An 18,337-nucleotide genomic window follows, 5' to 3' on the forward strand; every position below is an offset into this window, starting at 1 on the left:
GTTGCAGAAAGAAGGAGTAAAAATGAGCTCGTTTAGACAAACGGAGGATGGATGTATTCAAACAAGTTTAAGAGGAAAGGACCTGCTCGTAAACCCGATGCTGAATAAAGGAGTGGCCTTTACACAGGAGGAACGCCGGGAACTGGGGCTGGGCGGTTTGCTTCCCCAGGTGGTCATGACCATTGAGGAGCAGGTAAGCCGGGTTTATGAGCAGCTTCAAAGCCAGCCGGATAACCTGCATAAAAATATAGCCCTAAACGATTTGTTTCACCGCAATGTCGTTTTGTATTACCGTTTGCTGAGCGAGCATTTGAGCGAGATGCTGCCGATCGTGTATACGCCAACCGTAGGGCAGGCGATTCAGGCGTACAGCCATCAATATCACCGGCCCGGCGGCGTTTATTTGTCCATCAATGATCCGGAAGGCATTGAGCGGGCTTTTCAGAATGTGCTGGATTCCATGGAGCAAGTGGACCTGATCGTCGCAACGGACTCGGAAAGCATTTTGGGCATCGGCGATTGGGGCGTCGGGGGAATCAATATTTCGATCGGCAAACTGGCCGTATATACGGCTGCTGCGGGAATTGATCCAAGCCGGGTGCTTGCCGTCGTGCTCGACGTAGGGACGGGAAATGCCAAGCTGCTGGAGGATCCTTTATATATGGGGAACCGCCACGCCCGCGTGCGCGGGGAAAGATACGAGCAATTCATCGACCGGTTTGTAGAGGCGGCGGTCCATAGCTTCCCGGATGTGCTGCTGCACTGGGAGGATTTAGGGAGCGTGAATGCCCGCCGGATTTTGAAAAAGTATGCCGCCGGCATGCTTACCTTCAACGACGACATCCAGGGGACGGGGGCCGTTACCCTGGCTGCCGTCCAGTCGGCTTGCCGGCTCACGAACACGCCGCTGACAGAGCAGCGCGTGCTGATCTTCGGCCCCGGCTCCGCAGGGATCGGCATTGCCGATCAAATCTGCGCCGCCATGGCGCTGCAGGGTCTGGCCCCGGAGGAGGCGCACCGCCGTTTCTGGGCATACGACCAGCGGGGCCTGCTGACGGAAAGCACGGAGGACGTGCTGGAATACCAGCTGCCTTACGTGCGCGAGGATGCGGAATGCCGGGATTGGCTGCGCAGTGAAGCGGGCATGATTCCGCTGCTCGAGGTGGTCCGCCGGGTGAAACCGACGATCCTGATCGGCACCTCCGGCGTCGCCGGAGCTTTCTCGGAGGAGATCGTGCGGGAAATGGCCCGGCATGTGGAGCTTCCGGTCATCCTGCCTATGTCCAACCCGACCGCCTTGGCCGAGGCGGTGCCGGCGGATTTGCTCGCCTGGACGGAAGGACGGGCTTTGATAGCGACCGGCAGCCCGTTTGAGCCCGTTGAGCTGGACGGCGTGCGCCGCGAAATCGCCCAGTCCAATAATGCTTTGGTTTTCCCTGGACTGGGGCTTGGCGCGATCGTCGTCAAAGCCCGATGCCTGACGCCGGGCATGTTCAGCGCAGCGTCCGAGGCTATAGCCGGGTTTGCAGCGGCAGGTGGAGGAAGCCGCCAAGCGGACGGCCAGGCGGGTCAAAGCCGCATGCTGCTTCCGCGCGTGGACGATCTCCGCGCGGTTTCCCTGGCGGTGGCCGCCGCCGTAGCCCGGCAGGCGATTGCGGAAGGGGTGGCAGGCCGAATTCCGCAGGACGTGGACGCCGCCATTAGTGCCGCGGTCTGGCAGTGCGCCTATAAGCCGATCAAAGCGGCGGGAGAACCCGTGATGGCCTGATCAAGGGCCATACGTTCAACCTAAAAAGCCATTGCGCGTTCAGCGGCAATGGCTTTTTTTTGAATAAAGAAATCCTTAAAAGTGACTCTTAAAGGAAACCCATGCAAACCGGCCCCTAGTCCTCATCCTCCAGAATGGAAACGTCGCCGAGTTCGCTGAGCCGTCCGTCCGCCGCATCCTGATACAGCCGTTTCAGCCATTTCAACTCGGTTTTGGCATGCTCGTAATTGCCGGCCATCAGATGCAGCACGCTGCGGGGGACGACGCCGATATGCTCTTGATACACCTCGTACAGATAGTTGACCTGGTGCCCCGCTTCAGTGACTCTTTTTCTCAGCACCTCCGCTATTTTGGCCTGGTCGCCTTTCCAGGCAAAAGCAAGCGCCATTTTGATCGGCGTATGAATCGGTTCGATTTCCTCCAGCATGCTGAGCAGGAGCTTTTCGAAATAGGCTTTGCCTTTATCCGTAATGTGATAGACGGTTTTGTCCGGGCGTTTGTCGCTTTTGATGATCTCGACAGCTTCGATATGCGCCTGCTTCGCCAGCTGCTCGACCGCATAATAGAGGGACCCGATCTGAATTTTGGTGTTCTGGTCGAGCGCCCGGTCTTTCATGATCGTGCGGATCTCGTACGGATGCATGTTTTTCTCCATCAGGAGTCCGAGAATGGCCAGTTTGATCGGCATGTTTTATTCCCCGGAAACGTGAGCGGCCGGTTTAGGCGCAGCGGATTTTCTGTTGACGAGCACGCGGTCTTTTGGCATAAGCAAAATGAACACCGCAGCTGCCCCGGCCGCAATAAGCGACCATAAAAACGTATGAGCAATGGAAGTGGCCATCGCATCGGAAATTTTGTTCAGCACCGCTTCCGGAATCAGCTTCCGATTCTCCGGCGTAAGAGCGTTTTGCGGATTGCCGATGGAAGCCGCGTTTTGGCCGCTGCCGGCAAAAGCTTTCGTCATCTCGCTGGTGAGCAGGTTGCGCTGAATAATCCCGAAAATCGTAATGCCTACCGTCATGCCCAAAGAGCGCATGAAAGTAACCGTGGAAGTGGCCGAACCGCGCTGGCGCATTTCAAAATGGTGAATGCTCGACAGGTTTAGCGTCGAGAAGGAGAAACCGACCCCGATTCCCATCACTATGCTGTAAACCGTCAGCAGCGCCCGCGGCGAATCCGAGTTCAGGGAACCCAGCAAAATCGTGCCGGCCAGGAAAAAGACGACCGAAATCAGCATGATGTTGCGGAAGGAGATCCGGGTGGACAGCAAACCGCCGGACTGTGCCCCGATAACGGAACCGATCATCATCGGCATCAGAATGAGGCCCGAATTGGTGGCCGAACCGCCGTAAACGCCCTGAACAAAAATCGGAATATAAACCGTCGCTACAATAAACACGGCCCCGTAAAAAAGCGCTACGGCGTTGCTGGCCGCAAACAGCCTTACCTTAAACATCTCGAAGGAAATAATCGGCTCGGAAACCTTCCGTTCGATCAGCAGGAAGGCGATCAGCAGGATGACAAATCCGGCGAACAAACCGATAATTTGTACGGAGTCCCAGGCATAGGTGTCGCCGCCCAGCTCCAGCCCGAACATGAGGCAAACGATAGCTCCGATCAGCGTAATGGCGCCGAACCAGTCGATTTTTTGTTTCATATGGGATGGAGATTCTTTATAAAATCCCGTTATCAGGATAAAGGCTACGATCCCGATCGGAACGTTGATGTAGAATACCCAGTTCCAGCCGAGGTGGTCGGTAATGAACGCCCCCAGGAGAGGACCCACAATGCTGGACAATCCGAATACGGCGCCAAATAGGCCCGTAGCTTTACCGCGGGATTGCGGCGGGAAAATATCGAATATAATCGTAAAGGCGATCGGCATCAAGGCGCCGCCTCCGATCCCCTGAATTACCCGGAATAAGCTAAGCTGCGTAATGCTGCCGGCAAGGCCGCACAAAATGGAACCCAGCAGGAAAACAAGGATGCCGAAAACAAAAAATCTTTTGCGTCCGTACATATCGGACAATTTACCGAAGATCGGCGTTCCGGCCATAACGGCAACCATATAAGCGGAGGTTACCCATACAAACTGCTCCATCCCGCCAAGATCGGAGACGATGGTGCCCATAGCCGTAGTAACGATCGTATTATCCATTGCAGCCATCAAAATGCCCAGCAGCAAACCGGCTACGATAAACCGGAGACTTCTTGGATTGCTTTGAATCATGATTGAACTCCTTTTTCTCTATTCAAATTTGAATACTTCATTATTATATTCAAATTTGAATAGAAATCAATCAAAAAAAGCCGCTCCTTTTGTAAAAAAAGAGAGCGGCTTTTGCGCCAAAGAAGACGGGGAATATAGGAATAATAGACGTAAACCTACTGCATGCCGGAGGCATCGGCCGGGAACACAAGGCCCAGCTGCCTGCGGGCTTCATCCATAATTTCCGCTGAAATGAGCGTCCGTTCATGGGTGTTCACCGTCGATTCTACGGCTCCCTGGCGGATCATTTTCATAAATTCAACCGTTTCATAAGTCATCGTCGGCAGAGCGGTCGGAATGGAGATATCCTCTTCGCTTCCGTCGCGGTACCGGATATAGACATGATGGGGCTGACTTAATTTATCGATTACGATAGACCCTTGTTCCCCCTGAATTTCGGAAGGCAGGGCGGAGTCGCTGATTTTGGAGTACATGACGACCGCATCCATTTCCGGATAAGAGGCAATCAGCGTTCCTTCACCGTCGACGCCGGATTCCAGCATGTAACCCGTTGCTTTGACTGCGGAAGGTTTGCCGAACAGAGCCACCATAGGGTAAATGCCGTAGATGCCCAGATCCATCAGTGCCCCGTTGGAAAACTCCGGTTTGAACGCATTCAGGATTTCCCCTTCCTTATAGGCATCGTAGCGGGAGGAATATTGGCAGAAGTTCGCAATATAGCGGCGGATCGGGCCGATTTTGTTCAGGTTGTCGCGGATCGTCCGGAAGTTGGGCAGCAGGGTTGTTTTCAGAGCTTCCATAAAAACAACGTTGTTCGCTTTAGCCGCTTCAATGACGGCTTTGACCTCCCGCACGTTTGAGGCCGCCGGTTTCTCGCAGAGCACATGTTTGCCGTGATTCATCGCTTCTATGGCCTGGCTCGCATGCAGAGAATTAGGACTGGCTATATATACAGCGTCTATCGTATCGCTTTCCAGCATCGTTTTCAGATCCGTGTAGGTGTTAGGAATTTTATGTTTCTCGGCAAAAGCTTGCGCTTTCTCAAGAGTCCGGGAATAAACGGCTGCCAGGGCAAACCCTTCAGCCTCAGCCGCCGCCTCTATGAACCGGTCGGAAATCCAGTTGGTTCCAATGATGCCGAAACGAATCATGTTTTTGCCTCCTTAAGATAACTTGCGCCCTCGCTCGTTTCCGGCAGCAAGTATTCATCACATTGTCAGTTATAATAGAACCGGAAGAGAAATGCAACCCTGCCGGCGCTTGTACGCCTGTTCAGGTCAGCTCTGCGTCACGGATTAAGGATTCGGTTGTTTCAGAAATATAAAAAAGGACGGGCGGACCCGTCCCTTCCGGAATATTGCGTGCTCCAGGCACGAGCAGCGAGGGAGACGGTTCTCCCGTTCTGCAGCCCGTAAAAACCGCCTGCCTTGGCTTAGCCCGGCATGTCTGCTATACGCAGCCTTAACATAGGCTCATAATAAGCTTTCATCATTTCAAATTCCGGCATAATCCGGTCAATGTGCCGGATGGTTCCCATGCCCGAGTGCCGGCGGTATTGGGTTAAAGGTTCGTTAAGATAGCCCATCGGCACGCCGTTGATGGCGATTCTGGCCCAAAGATCGTAATCATGGGTATAAGGCAGACCCGGATTAAACCAGCCGACCGCTTCGATCAGATGGCGCAGCATCATCACCGTGCAGCCGTTGATCGGACAATAGTCGAGTATGGCGGCTACGAGCGCTTTTTCACTGGGAAAAGGCACCTGGCTGTTAGGCTGAATGATCTGGCCGTATTCATTGATCGTGTGGTAATCGGTGAAGCTGAACTGCAGGTTATGGCTTTCCATGAAAGCGACCTGTCGGGCGATTTTATCGGGATAAAAACAGTCGTCCGAGCTGAGCCAGGCCACGTATTTGCCGCTGGCCATACTCATGCCGTAGTTGAGGGCGCTGGCCGTACCGCCATTGCTTTTTCCCAGATAGGCAATCCGGGACTTAAAAGGAGCGATTTGTTCCTGATGCTGCGTCGAGCCGTCATCCACGACAATTATTTCAATGTCGGCTCCGTAACTCTGAGATAATACGCTGGAGATCGCCTGGCCGATATAAGGACAATTATAAAAAGGAATCACAACCGTAACCAACGGAGGCATGTGTCCAACACCTTCCTTTAGGGTTTCAGACTATGTAATTAGCATATGAAAAAGAAAGAGGAAGAGATTGGATGGATGCCCTTGGAGCATGGATCGCCGGAGGGGACCGGGAGTATCCGAGGTTGCATCCTTAAGGAACGAGGAAAAAAAGCCGAAGGCTAAGGCACCATTTTATGGGGTGACCAACGCCTCCGGCTCCAAATTCAATAGGAAAAAAGCGGCAAGCTTTATCATGCGGCGCATGTTCAAAAAGGCAGGCCTAAAGCTGGCCCTCTTAAGGCCTAAAAGCCTCAAAGCTCCCAGCACAGCAGCAGACCGGCTTGGGACAAGCCGCCGCCGAAGCCGTAAAGCATGAGCAGCTGGCCGTTTTGGATGCTGCCGCTGCGTACGGCCTCGTGCAGTGCGATCGGTACGGAAGCTGCCGACGTGTTGCCGGTCAAAGCCAGCGTGCTGACCGTCTTCTCGAGCGGAATGCCGGTCCGTTCGCTGACCGCTTCCAGGATCCGCATATTCGGATTGTGCGGAATGAACCAGTCTATATCGCCGGCTTCGATGCCGTTTTGTTCCATGAACAGGCTGATGCTGTCCGGCACCCGGCTTATAGCCCAGCGGTAGACGGCGCGCCCGTTCTGGACGATATAGCCGTTTTGCTCGATCGGCATTTCCCCGATGCTTGGGGCGAGGCTGGAACGGTACAGGTGATGGCCTTCCGCGCCGTCGGTCAGGGCGATGGAGCCAAGCCAGGAAGCCGGCCGGTCCGGCGATCCGGCTTCAACCAGCACCGCGCCGGCACCGTCTCCGAATAGGATGCAGGTCGTCCGGTCGGTGTAGTCGGTGATTTTGGACAAGGTTTCCGCGCCGATCACCAGGATTTTGCGGTGCATGCCCGTGGCGATCAACCCTCCCGCTAACTGAAGAGCCGCCACAAAACCTGCGCAGGCAGCCTGGACATCCACGGCCCCGCTGCTCCCGATGCCGAATTCGGCCTGCACGCGCGCCGCCATCTGCGGGAAAAACGTGTCCGGCGTCGTCGTGGCAACGATAATATAATCCACATCGCCAAGCTCGACCTGATATTCCTCGATCATGCTGCGGACTGCAGCAAAACAAAGATGGCTTGTAAATTCCCCCGGAGCGGCAATCCGCCGCTCGCGAATCCCCGTACGCTGGACGATCCATTCGTCCGAGGTATCCACGATTTTCTCCAGATCCTCATTGGTTAATTTCTTTTCCGGTAAATAGGAACCGACCGCTGTAATTCTCGCCGTTGTTTTATAAGTAAAGTTTTCGCCTTGTTTGTTCATCGGTAAAACCTCCTTGGTCAATCGTCCTCAAATCGTCGGTTATTCCGCAAAACCCGGGGGTTGAGGGATTTTAAACGTTAGACAAAAGAAGGAACGTTTTTTTTATTTTTAGTACCAGATACTAAAACTTAGTGCTAATATAACGCTCCTAACCTTTATAGTCAACTGGAAAGATCCATTTTTATTCGTTTGATTTTTTAATGACAAGGAGTATTGCAAATCCTTTCGGATCGTAGCACAATTGTGTTTATAATCTTCAAATATTTAAAGATTTAGAAACAGAGAGGGTGGGCATGAAATGGAGATGCAGATTCCCCGTTTTAAGGCGGAATTTTTTAAAGCTTTGGCTCATCCGCTGCGGATCCGGATTTTGGAGGTGCTGTGCGAAGGAGAACGGAACGTTAATGAAATTCAGTCCATCGTAGGTCTTGAAGGCTCGGCGGTGTCCCAGCAGCTTGCGGTGCTGCGCGCCAAAAATCTCGTGAACACCGTTAAAACGGGAACAACCGTCACGTATTCGCTCCGCGACCCGCTGCTCAAGGACCTGCTGGCCGTGGCGAAACAAATTTTCAATAACCATCTGGTTGAAACGATTTCGGTATTGGAAGAGATGCAGCAGAACCCTTAGAGAAAAGAAGGTAGAAAGATGAAGTGGAGTGGACGTTATCAGCATTACAGCGGCGAGGCGCTTAGAAGAGATTTGATCGCGGGATGTATTGTCGGCATTGTCGCGATTCCGCTCGGCATGGCTTTTGCCATTGCTTCGGGCGTTAAACCCGAATACGGGCTGTACACGACGATTGTCGCCGGGATTCTTATTTCTTTGTTTGGCGGTTCCAAATTCCAGATTGGGGGACCAACGGGGGCGTTTATCCCCGTGCTGCTGGGCATCGTGCTGCAGTATGGCTATCAGGATCTATTGATCGCGGGGTTTATGGGCGGCGTCATCTTATTGCTGATGGGACTGCTGAGGCTGGGATTTTTGATCCGCTATATCCCGAAACCGGTAACGATCGGTTTTACAGCCGGGATAGCGGTGACGATTTTTTCGGGTCAGATCGGAAATTTCCTCGGGCTTACCGGACTCAAGCGGCATGAATACTTTTTGGGCAGCATGCAGGAGCTTTGGAGCCGTCTTTCGACCTGGAATATGTACAGCGTGATTACGGCGGCAATCTGTCTGGCCGCTCTGCTGCTGACACCGAAACTGCTGCCGAAGGTTCCCGCCTCGCTGGTAGGGCTGCTGCTGTCGACCCTGGCGGCGCTGTGGCTGTATCCCGGCCAGGTGGCCACGATCGGCTCGACCTATGGCACGATCCCGGGCGGTCTGCCGGCGGTTCACGGCCTGGATTTATCGGCCGGCCACCTGCTGAGGCTTCTGCAGCCGGCGCTCATCATCGCGATGCTGGGCAGCATCGAATCGCTGCTTTCCGCCGTTGTAGCCGATGGGATGAGCGGCACGCGCCATAACAGCAACCGCGAGCTGCTCGGGCAGGGCATCGCCAACATCGTCACGCCGTTCTTCGGCGGCATTCCCGCCACGGGCGCGATCGCCCGTACGGCGACCAATATCCGCAGCTCGGCCGCATCCCCGCTTTCAGGCATCGTGCACGGGGTTGTGGTCCTGCTGATCGTCGCATTATTTGCGCCTTATGCCTCTCATATTCCGCTGGCCAGCATGGCGCCCGTGCTGATGCTGGTAGCCTGGAACATGAGCGAACGCAAAGCTTTTGCAAAAATGCTGAAAACCCGCACCGGCGATTCGCTTATTTTGCTGGTCACCTTTCTTCTGACCGTGTTCACGACGTTAACGTCCGCGGTCGAAGCCGGACTGCTGCTGGCCGCCGTTTTGTTTATCTGGGGAATGAGCCGTTCGCTTGTCATGCATAAATCGCTGCCCGACCCGGCCGGCGGGGAACGTAAAATATTGGCGCTTCAGCCTGACCGGCACCACGATTGTCCGCAGATCGCGATTTTCAGCGTCAACGGAGCTTTGTTTTTCGGCGCGGCTACGGCTTTTGAGCAGGAAGGCAGCGAACTGGCCGAGCACCGGCTGGGCTGCGTAATCCTGCGGATGAGCCGGGTGCCGTTTATGGATACGACCGGCGAATCGCATTTTACCGATCTGGTCAGGAAGCTGCAGGGCAAAGGCACGACCGTCCTGATTTCCGGCTTGAACCGCCAGCCCAAAGAAATGCTGATGAAAACCGGCGGTTACGCGCTGCTTGGCGACAAACACTGCTTCGAGCATACCGGGGAAGCGCTGGATTACGCGCTGGCCCGTGTGGACCGGCCGCTTTGCAAGGGCTGCCGCCAGTTTGCCTTCAAGGAATGTTCCGTGCTGTGCCAAGGGGAAGGAGAAGCGGCGGTGCTTGCCGTTCCGGGTTCGGTGGGGAACCCTGTGTAATGGGTTGTTTTTTGATCTTTGGGAAATGTTTTACATATTTCTCTATCAGCCGGCCTTTTTAACACGTTTTAACAGATTAAGGATCCCGGTTTCATACAGCCTGGGATTCTATTAAATATTCAGCAAATCTTTCTCCTTTATTCTACTTCTGGAAACAAATTCCTGAATCTGAGAGGAGAGGTAGATTTGTTGAGACAAACCGCAGTAAAAGCTTTGCTGGCCCTGATGATGGGGGGCGTATTGACGTATCCGGCCGTATCGCTGCAGGCGGCGGCCCCTGCCCCGGTGCTGCATGACGACAACACTTCCGGCAATGCCGGAGACTGGTATACGGGAGCGGTACCGCCGCAGGTATCGCCGGATAAACCCGTTCTGCTGTTCGTGCAGGGGCTTCATTCCGACTTTGGGCGATGGACGGGTGCGGACGGTTATTATGATGCCGCTTATAACGCCGGGTACCGGACGGCTTTCGTCCAGTTGAGCGATGCCGATGGCGCTGCGGGCACGATGTGGGTGAACGGAGAGCAGCTGGCAAAGGTGATCCGTGAAGTGGCTGACTACTACGGCGTGCCTAAAATCAATATCATCGCCCATTCCAAAGGCGGCATAGATACGCAAACGGCTTTGGTCCATTATGGAGCCGCTCCGTACGTAAATGTGGTGCACCAGCTGTCCACGCCCAACAAAGGCTCCGAACTCGCGGATTTGGCTTACAGCTCCTGGGCGTCCTGGCTGGCGGACATTTTAGGCCAGCAGGATGACGGCGTATACACGCTGCAGACATCCTATATGGCGAATTTCCGTTCCTTAACGGACAGCCGCCCGGAAAACGCCTTAACCCGAACCTACATGTCGGGAGGCATGGGGGATGACGGCATTTTCACCAGCGGATGGTTCGCCCATGCGGTCCTTCCCGGCGAAGATGACGGAGCGGTTTCCATAGCTTCGGCGATGGGACTCCCTTACGGCATTCAGAGCTTTACGAAAAATATTTCCCACAGCGCCATGGCCACCGCTTCCCAAACCTGGAGCCTCGTGCAGCCAAAGCTGTCGGCGGCTTCCGCTTCTGCTGCGGGGGTTCAATCGGCTGAGGCGCTGTCCGAATTCGCGGAGCAAGGCGGCAATCTGATCCTGCGGGGAGGAGCGGTAGAGGGCAGCGAATCCGTGCCGATCCCGCTGGAAAGCGGGATCGGCAGCCTCGCGCTGGAGGTGATGACCAGCCGCGAGCAGACTGGCCTCGAGCTGATCTCCCCTTCGGGAGAACGATATACGCCTGAGTTGGCCCCTGAGGATGCCGATCCGGACGGAATTTTTGCATCGGCGGTCAAAAGGGTTTTTCAAGTTTCCGCCCCGGAGTCCGGGGAATGGACGCTGCAGCTGACCGGCTCGCACGATGCGTATTTCGCGCTGGCGCAGATCGGAAACGCTGAAACGACGACGGTGCAGGCAGGCAAAAAAGTATACCGCCAAGGCGAGAAAGCCGAGCTGAACGTCCGGTTCGACAAGCCGGTGAAAGGCTCCGTTAAGCGGCTGCAGCTGACCCGTTCGGCGGAAGGTTTTTCCTCCTTCACCGTGCAAACCCTGCCCGAAACGGCGGTAAACGGCAATCTGAAGCTGCCGTTTACCGTGCCTTCCGAACCAGGCGTCTATAATTTGTCCCTCGACGTCGAAGGGGTCAACGCCCAAGGCGAACCGGTCGTGAGATCGGTGAACTATAATTTTGCGGTAACCGATTCGGAGGGACGTGTGCAATAAACAAGGCACCGCTACCCCGGCTGCCTACTTACCCGATATATCGATAGGCAGCTAGCGATGCCAGGCAGCACAGCCCGGCGGCGGCCCGGAAGCCGCAGCTTAACAAAAAAACCGCGGCTAAAGAAAAACCTTTAGCCGCGGTTTTTTATTCCAAGAAATTAGCTTTGGTGCGGAACCTCGACTTCCGGGTTCACGTCCGCTTCGTAATCGACGCCTTCGGTTTCGAAGCCGAACAGCTGGAAAAATTCTTTACGGTAGCCTTCCAGGTCCGTCTGCTGCCAGATGTTTTCGCTGTCCACGCTGTTCCAGATATCGGCGACTTCCCGCTGCACGTCCTCGCGCATTTCCCAGTCGTCGATTCGGATGCGGTGCAGCTCGTCAACAGGCACTTCGCCCTCCGTATAAAGGCGTTCCGCAAACAGACGATACATTTGTTCGATGGTGCCTTCGTGAATGCCTTTTTCTTTCATGACCTTGTACAAGGCGGAAATATAGAGCGGCACAATCGGAATGGCGGAAGAGGACTGCGTAACCAGCGCTTTGCCGACCACGACATAAGCGTGCCCCTGCTTGGCGGAAAGCCGATCGTCCATCCGGCGGGCCGTAGCTTCCAGATGATCTTTGGCTTGTCCGATGGAGCCGTCGCGGTAGATCGGCTGGGTAAGCGCCGGGCCGAGGTAGGAGTAAGCCAGCGTAATCACGCCGTCGGCCAGCACGCCCGCTTGTTCCAGCACGTTGATCCAGTCCTGCCAATCGTCGCCGCCCATCACTTCAACCGTAGCTTTGATTTCTTCCTCGGTGGCCGGCTCCAGGGAAATATCCGTAACGGTACCGTTGTGGAAATTCACCGTTTTATTCGTATAGGGTTGACCGATCGGCTTCAGCACGGAGTTGAATACTTCGCCGGTAGCGGGATTGGTTTTGCGGGCCGTCGCCACGCTGTAGATCACCATGTCCACCTGCCCAAGCTCGCGTTTGATCAGCTCGGCCGTGCGGGATTTGGTATCTGCGTCAAAAGCGTCGCCCGTTACGCTGAACGATTTCAGGCCGGCTGCTTCCGCAGCTTTTTCGAAAGCCGCAGAGTTGTACCAGCCCGCGGATGCCGTGCGGGTCGGAGTGCTTTTGCTTGGGCGGTATACGCCCACGGTATTGGCGCCGGAGCCAAACGCGGCCACGATCCGCGCCGCCAGACCGTATCCGGTCGATGCTCCGATTACAAGCACATTGCTTGGCCCTTTGATGGCCGGCTGTGATTTTACATAGTCGATTTGCTGCTGAACCTGCGCCGCACATCCAACGGGATGAGAGGTGGTGCAGATAAAGCCGCGTGTTCTGGGTTTAATAATCATTGTTAAAGTTCCTTTCTTTATCCGTAATGTCCTGAAAGATTTCATCGATAAAACGAATGCAGCGTATGTAGAATATAGGCGTACGCTTCCTATTTTAGCAACAATTAACCGGTCATAACCAGTATCGGCGGCTTTTTTTTGGGAAAAAGATTTTTTACGGCAGGCCTTAAGCCGCCGCCTTTCTCCGGTAAACCGCCAGCAGCACCAGGCCAAACAACGTCCCGGCCAAGGACATGGCGGAAATCAGCAGAAACAGCACGTGCCCGCCGGCCGCTTCATAGACGGCACCGCCCGCATAAGAGGCAATGATGCCTGATACGCCGAAGAACAGCAGGGCCAGCACCCGTCTGTCCGGTAGCCCGCCATTCGACGGGAACAATCCGGTATAAATATTGGATCGCCGACGAATAAAAAACCGGAAAGGTCAGCAGCTGCAGAAGCTGCAGATAAGCAAGCCCATGCGGGTCGGTCAACCAGGCGCTGACGAAAAAACGGAGAAAATAAAACGCGCCGGCGATCGAAATCGTGAGCAGCTCCCGGCCCGGCCGCAGCCACCAGAAGCTGAGCGCAAACACCGCGATTTCGGAGCCCGCGGCCAAAAACCAGGCTTGTCCGACAAGCCCGGAGCTGCCGCCCAGCTCTTTAATATACACGCCCAGGAACGTATCGTTCATGCGGGCAGGAACCGAGCTGATAAACACGAGCAGCAGAAACATCAGGGTTTATTTGTTGCCAAGGAAGGTCCTGAGGCTCCGCAGCGTCACCGGTTTGCCTGCAACCGGAGCATCGGGCATGCCTATTGTCAGCAGCAGGCTGACGACGGACAAGCCGGCAAACAGATAAGCCAGGCTGTGGGCGCCGAAATAAGCCATACAATAACCGGACAGCAGCGCCATTACGCCGTAACCGAGCGCCCCAAACGTGCGGATGGAGCCGTAGCTGCTCCCGGCCGCTTCGGCGACCCGGAAGTTCAGGCTTTCCGTCAGCGGATCGATCGGCATCAGCACGAAATAAGTGACCATGGCAAAACCGATCAGCAAACTGTAAGTGCTTGAGGCGTACAGCCCAAAGCCGGTAAAGGCCGACAGGATGAGCAGGGCAATAAGCACCTTGCGGACCGTTTTGGTCCGGTCGCTGATCATCCCCCAAAGCGGCTGGGCGATGATCGTAATTACGCCGCCCGTACCGACGATGGCGCCGATCTGGGAAGGATTTAATCCCTGACTTTATTTGGCTACTATGCATATTCCAATTTATCATAGTTTTCTTCCTATGTTACACTTAAACGGAAATCAGCACGGATAAGTCAGCGAATCTACACCCGCTAGATTAAAATAAGAGAGTCGGATGCCCGGGGACATTCTAAGGGAGATTCCGAGGAGATTCTTAGGGAGATTTTAAGGAGAGTTAATGGGATGAGATTGGTATCATGGAACGTAAACGGCTTGCGGGCCGCAGTGAGCAAAGGTTTTCAGGATTATTTCAACCAAGTGGATGCGGACATTTTCTGTGTGCAGGAAACCAAACTCCAGGCCGGGCAAATTACGATGGAGCATGGGGAAGAATATGAACAGTATTGGAATTATGCGGTGAAAAAAGGCTACTCCGGCACCGCGGTATTTACCCGGATCAAACCTTTGTCCGTCTGGTATGGACTGGAGGAGGACTCGGAGGCCGAGGGGCGCACCATTACGCTGGAATTCGAAGGTTTTTACCTCGTGAACGTATACACGCCCAACGCAAAAAGGGATTTGTCCCGCCTGCCTTACAGGCTGGAATGGGAGGACCGGTTCCGACAGTATTTGCAGGACCTGGACAGCAGGAAGCCGGTCATCGTCTGCGGCGATCTGAACGTGGCCCATCAGGAGATCGATCTGAAAAATGCGGCGTCCAACCGCGGCAACTCCGGTTTTACGGACGAGGAGCGGGCTAAAATGACCCATCTGCTCGGATCGGGATTCGTGGATACGTTCCGTCATTTCTATCCGGACACAACAGACGTTTACAGCTGGTGGTCCTATATGATGAAGGTAAGGGAACGGAACATCGGCTGGCGCATCGACTATTTCCTGGCCTCCGAGCGGCTGCTGCCGCTGCTCCGCGATGCAAGGATCGACACGGAAATCCTGGGCAGCGACCACTGCCCGGTCATTCTGGAGATGGACGATCTGGCTTAAGCCCCATTAGGCGAACAGGCTAAGAGGCCGGCCGCGGCGATTCCGATTCGTGGATGATAAGTGCTAATATAGAAGAATACAAGTTATGCCGGGCAAAACAAATTAACGGATAAGGTGAGGGACAGGATCATGAAAGATTTTAACGTTATGCTGGAGAAATATGCGGAGCTGGTCGTCAAGGTTGGCGTCAACATTCAGCCCGGACAGGTTTTACTCGTGAATGCGCCGCTGGAAACGGTGGATTTCACGCGTCTGATCGTGGCTAAGGCTTATGAAGCCGGAGCGAAATTTGTCCAGGTGGACTGGGACGACGAGCAGGTGACGCGCCTGCGTTACGAAAAAGCGCCTGACGATTCTTTCGGTTATTATCCGAAATGGCAGGCCGATACGATGGAGCAGCTCGCCGAAAGCGGCGGCGCTGTTTTACATATCAAGGTTCCGAATCCGGAGCTGTTTAAAGGCATCGATTCCTCGAAGGTGGCGACTGCGGTTAAAGCCGCTGCGGTTGCTCGGGAGAAATACCAGTCTTACGTACGCAGCAACAAGGTCGTCTGGTCCCTGATCAAGGCGCCTACCCGGGATTGGGCGAATAAAGTTTATGCGGACCTTCCTGAAGAGGAACGAGTGCCGGCGATGTGGGAAGCGGTGTTTAAGATGAACCGGGTTAAGGCGGACAACGATCCGATCCAGGCCTGGAAGGAGCATATTACGACCCTTAAGGAAACGCAAAACCGCATGAACACAAAACGTTATAAAGCGCTGCACTACCGCGCGCCGGGCACGGATCTCCGCGTGGAGCTGCCGGAAGGCCATCTGTGGCTTGGAGGCGGCGATAACGCCGAATCCGGCACTTATTTCGTGGCCAATATGCCGACCGAAGAAATCTATACGATGCCGAAACGGACGGGCGTAAACGGAACGGTTGCGAGTACGATGCCTTTGAACCTGAACGGCCGGCTGGTGGAAGGCATCAAGCTGACGTTCAAGGGCGGCAAGGTAGTGGAATATGAGGCCGAGTCCGGCCGCGAGCATCTGACTTCCCTGCTGGAAACCGATGAAGGGGCGTCTTATCTGGGCGAGGTGGCGCTGGTTCCGCATCTGTCGCCAATTTCGCAGATGAACCGCATTTTCTACAACACCGGCATTGATGAAAATGCCTCCTGCCATTTCGCGCTGGGCAGCTGCTATCCGGTGAACATCGAAGGCGGCACCAAGCTGAGCAAAGAGGAGCTGAAGGCGAAAGGCGGAAACGTCAGCCTGACGCATGTCGATTTCATGATCGGCTCCGCGCAGCTGGAAATTGACGGCGAGCTGGAGGACGGCAGCGTGGAAGCCGTGTTCCGTGCGGGAAACTGGGCCTGAACCATTACCCCTAAATAGACGGCAGGTGATTGTTTGTTTAAGATCCTACTGATCGAAGACGACCGGACCTTGTACCAGGAGGTCAAAGAGCGGCTGACGCAGTGGTCTTACGAAGTACACGGAATTAGCGATTTCAGCCAGGTGCTAGAAGAATATACGGCGGTCCGGCCCGATCTGGTGCTTATTGATATCCAGCTGCCCAAGTTTGACGGCTTTCATTGGTGCCGGATGATCCGGGCCCACTCCAATGTGCCGATCATTTTTCTGTCCTCGCGGGATCATCCGACGGACATGGTCATGGCCATGCAGCTTGGGGCGGACGATTATGTCCAGAAGCCGTTTCATTTTGAGGTGCTGGTTGCGAAAATTCAGGCCACCCTGCGCAGGGTCTATAACTACGGCAGCGATACGTCCGCAACGTTTAAAACCTGGTGCGGCGCGGCCGTCGATTACGAAAAAAACACCGTCACCAACGAAACGGGCGCCGTAGAGCTGACCCGTAATGAAAGCCTGATCCTGAAGCGGCTGATCGAGCACAAAAACAAGGTGGTCAGCCGGGAAGAGCTGATCCGCAGTTTATGGGAAGACGAGCGGTTTGTGAGCGACAATACGCTGACCGTCAACTTGAACCGGCTGCGCAAGAAGCTGGAGGAGATCGGGCTTGGCCAGCAGATCGAAACCAAGGTCGGCCTCGGGTACATGGCCGCTGAAGAGGACGCTCCATGATCGGCAAATTTCTGCGCGAGCGGATCACCTGGATCGCTTTTATTTTGCTGCAGCAGGTTCTGATTCTGTTTATCGCTTATGTCGATGCGGCGATCCCTTTTTGGCCGGTAGCTTATATCGTGTTTTTGTCCCTGCTGGCCCTTTTGGCGTTCCTGGTTTTCCGTTATTTTAAAGAGACGCGTTTCTACCGGAGCCTGGAGGAGTGGAGCAGCGGACTGGACATGAACAGCATCGAAGAGCCGGACAGTCCTTTCGAGCGGATCATCGACGCCAGCATTGCCGGTCAGACGGAACGGCTGCGCCGGACGGCTTCCCGCAGCCAGATGCTGCTGGAAAGCGAAAAGGACGACCTGCTTTCCTGGATTCATGAAGTCAAAACGCCGCTGACCGCCATGCATCTCATGATCGAGAGGATGGAGGAAGCGCCCATGAAGGCCAATCTGACTTATGAATGGCTGCGCATCCACCTGCTGCTTGACCAGCAGCTGCATCTGAAGCGGATGTCCTTCCTTGAAAATGATCTGTACGTCGAGAAGCTGAACCTTAATGCGCTGCTTGTCCAGGAAATCAAATCCCTGCAGTCCTGGTGCATGCGGAAAGGGATCGGATTTGATCTCCGGCTGGGGGCGGAGGAGGTCTACAGCGACGCCAAATGGCTTTCTTTTATCTTCCGCCAGCTGCTGACCAATGCGGTCAAATACAGCGACAACAGCGACATTACGATCGTCAGCGCGCTGCAGGACGGACAGGTCGTCGTGGAAGTACGGGATGAGGGACGGGGGATTGAGGCGCAGGATCTCCCGCGCATCTTTGATAAAGGGTTTACTTCGACGACCCGGCACGGGAATCAGGCATCGACCGGGATGGGACTATATCTGGCGCGCCGTGCGGCGGAAGCGTTGTCCATCCGGATTCGGGCCGAATCGGAGCCCGGCCGCGGTACCCGCATGATCCTTATTTTTTCGAGAAGGAATGAATTTGTGGATATGATAAGCATGTGACGTTTTTGTCACATGCTTATCTTGTTTTGTTAGGCAATTCAAACGCCGAAACCCCTTTCCATTTTATATACTGGGAACAAATCAAGGCCGCCAGGCCGCTAAGCAC

At 54.8% G+C, this 18,337-nt stretch carries 15 protein-coding genes and 1 pseudogene; 8 read left to right on the forward strand and 8 right to left on the reverse strand.

Annotated elements, in window-relative coordinates; translation table 11 throughout:
• The first annotated feature begins 22 nt into the window (after positions 1 to 22).
• Positions 23 to 1,768, forward strand: coding sequence for an NAD-dependent malic enzyme (locus AC3ZPD_RS09970; protein ID WP_490984139.1), 1,746 nt, complete (start codon positions 23 to 25; stop codon positions 1,766 to 1,768).
• 115 nt (positions 1,769 to 1,883) lie between these two features.
• On the opposite strand, the gene AC3ZPD_RS09975 is transcribed toward AC3ZPD_RS09970, so the two are convergent.
• The 5 genes from AC3ZPD_RS09975 to AC3ZPD_RS09995 form a co-directional block, all read right to left on the reverse strand.
• A complete protein-coding gene (locus tag AC3ZPD_RS09975; protein WP_490984140.1) occupies positions 1,884 to 2,456 on the reverse strand; it encodes a PadR family transcriptional regulator in 573 nt (190 codons plus the stop codon).
• 3 nt (positions 2,457 to 2,459) lie between these two features.
• The gene (locus tag AC3ZPD_RS09980) at positions 2,460 to 3,998 is read right to left on the reverse strand and encodes an MDR family MFS transporter (RefSeq protein ID WP_490984141.1); all 1,539 of its coding nucleotides are present in this window, start codon (positions 3,996 to 3,998) and stop codon (positions 2,460 to 2,462) included.
• Positions 3,999 to 4,153: 155 nt separating this feature from the next.
• Positions 4,154 to 5,149: a Gfo/Idh/MocA family protein gene (locus tag AC3ZPD_RS09985; RefSeq protein WP_490984142.1), complete on the reverse strand. Its 996-nt coding sequence runs from the start codon at positions 5,147 to 5,149 to the stop codon at positions 4,154 to 4,156.
• 281 nt (positions 5,150 to 5,430) lie between these two features.
• Positions 5,431 to 6,150 carry a glycosyltransferase gene (locus AC3ZPD_RS09990; RefSeq protein WP_490984143.1) on the reverse strand — a complete coding sequence of 240 codons (720 nt, stop codon included), beginning with the start codon at positions 6,148 to 6,150 and terminating at the stop codon, positions 5,431 to 5,433.
• A 290-nt stretch (positions 6,151 to 6,440) separates the two neighbouring features.
• Positions 6,441 to 7,454 (reverse strand): ketoacyl-ACP synthase III, encoded by a 1,014-nt coding sequence (locus AC3ZPD_RS09995; RefSeq protein WP_490984144.1) that lies wholly within the window; start codon positions 7,452 to 7,454, stop codon positions 6,441 to 6,443.
• A 298-nt stretch (positions 7,455 to 7,752) separates the two neighbouring features.
• On the opposite strand from AC3ZPD_RS09995, the gene AC3ZPD_RS10000 reads away from it, so the two are divergent.
• The 3 genes from AC3ZPD_RS10000 to AC3ZPD_RS10010 all read left to right on the forward strand — a co-directional run bounded on the left by AC3ZPD_RS10000 (position 7,753) and on the right by AC3ZPD_RS10010 (position 11,616).
• The gene (locus AC3ZPD_RS10000; protein ID WP_490984145.1) at positions 7,753 to 8,082 is read left to right on the forward strand and encodes an ArsR/SmtB family transcription factor; all 330 of its coding nucleotides are present in this window, start codon (positions 7,753 to 7,755) and stop codon (positions 8,080 to 8,082) included.
• 18 nt (positions 8,083 to 8,100) lie between these two features.
• Positions 8,101 to 9,861 carry a SulP family inorganic anion transporter gene (locus AC3ZPD_RS10005; RefSeq protein ID WP_490984146.1) on the forward strand — a complete coding sequence of 587 codons (1,761 nt, stop codon included), beginning with the start codon at positions 8,101 to 8,103 and terminating at the stop codon, positions 9,859 to 9,861.
• 189 nt (positions 9,862 to 10,050) lie between these two features.
• Positions 10,051 to 11,616, forward strand: coding sequence for an esterase/lipase family protein (locus tag AC3ZPD_RS10010; protein WP_490984147.1), 1,566 nt, complete (start codon positions 10,051 to 10,053; stop codon positions 11,614 to 11,616).
• A gap of 158 nt (positions 11,617 to 11,774) precedes the next feature.
• On the opposite strand, the gene fabV is transcribed toward AC3ZPD_RS10010, so the two are convergent.
• From fabV to AC3ZPD_RS10025, 3 genes and pseudogenes are all read right to left on the reverse strand, one after another.
• Complete coding sequence (gene fabV, locus AC3ZPD_RS10015; protein WP_490984148.1) at positions 11,775 to 12,965, reverse strand: enoyl-ACP reductase FabV; 1,191 nt, start codon at positions 12,963 to 12,965, stop codon at positions 11,775 to 11,777.
• A 275-nt stretch (positions 12,966 to 13,240) separates the two neighbouring features.
• Complete coding sequence (locus AC3ZPD_RS10020; protein WP_490984149.1) at positions 13,241 to 13,681, reverse strand: MFS transporter; 441 nt, start codon at positions 13,679 to 13,681, stop codon at positions 13,241 to 13,243.
• Positions 13,682 to 13,687: 6 nt separating this feature from the next.
• Positions 13,688 to 14,179 (reverse strand): annotated as a pseudogene (locus tag AC3ZPD_RS10025) (MFS transporter); the annotation flags it as partial.
• A 201-nt stretch (positions 14,180 to 14,380) separates the two neighbouring features.
• Here AC3ZPD_RS10025 and AC3ZPD_RS10030 point away from each other — a divergent pair.
• The 4 genes from AC3ZPD_RS10030 (at position 14,381) to AC3ZPD_RS10045 (ending at position 18,231) form a co-directional block, all read left to right on the forward strand.
• Complete coding sequence (locus tag AC3ZPD_RS10030; protein WP_490984150.1) at positions 14,381 to 15,142, forward strand: exodeoxyribonuclease III; 762 nt, start codon at positions 14,381 to 14,383, stop codon at positions 15,140 to 15,142.
• Between the two features lie 129 nt (positions 15,143 to 15,271).
• A complete protein-coding gene (locus AC3ZPD_RS10035) occupies positions 15,272 to 16,504 on the forward strand; it encodes an aminopeptidase (protein ID WP_490984151.1) in 1,233 nt (410 codons plus the stop codon).
• Positions 16,505 to 16,537: 33 nt separating this feature from the next.
• The gene (locus tag AC3ZPD_RS10040; RefSeq protein ID WP_490984152.1) at positions 16,538 to 17,230 is read left to right on the forward strand and encodes a response regulator transcription factor; all 693 of its coding nucleotides are present in this window, start codon (positions 16,538 to 16,540) and stop codon (positions 17,228 to 17,230) included.
• On the forward strand, positions 17,227 to 18,231 hold the full coding sequence (locus AC3ZPD_RS10045; RefSeq protein ID WP_490984153.1) for a sensor histidine kinase: 1,005 nt from the start codon (positions 17,227 to 17,229) through the stop codon (positions 18,229 to 18,231). The genes AC3ZPD_RS10040 and AC3ZPD_RS10045 overlap by 4 nt, the downstream gene beginning before the upstream one ends.
• Positions 18,232 to 18,337: the final 106 nt, after the last annotated feature.

Source organism: Paenibacillus mobilis (assembly GCF_058267595.1).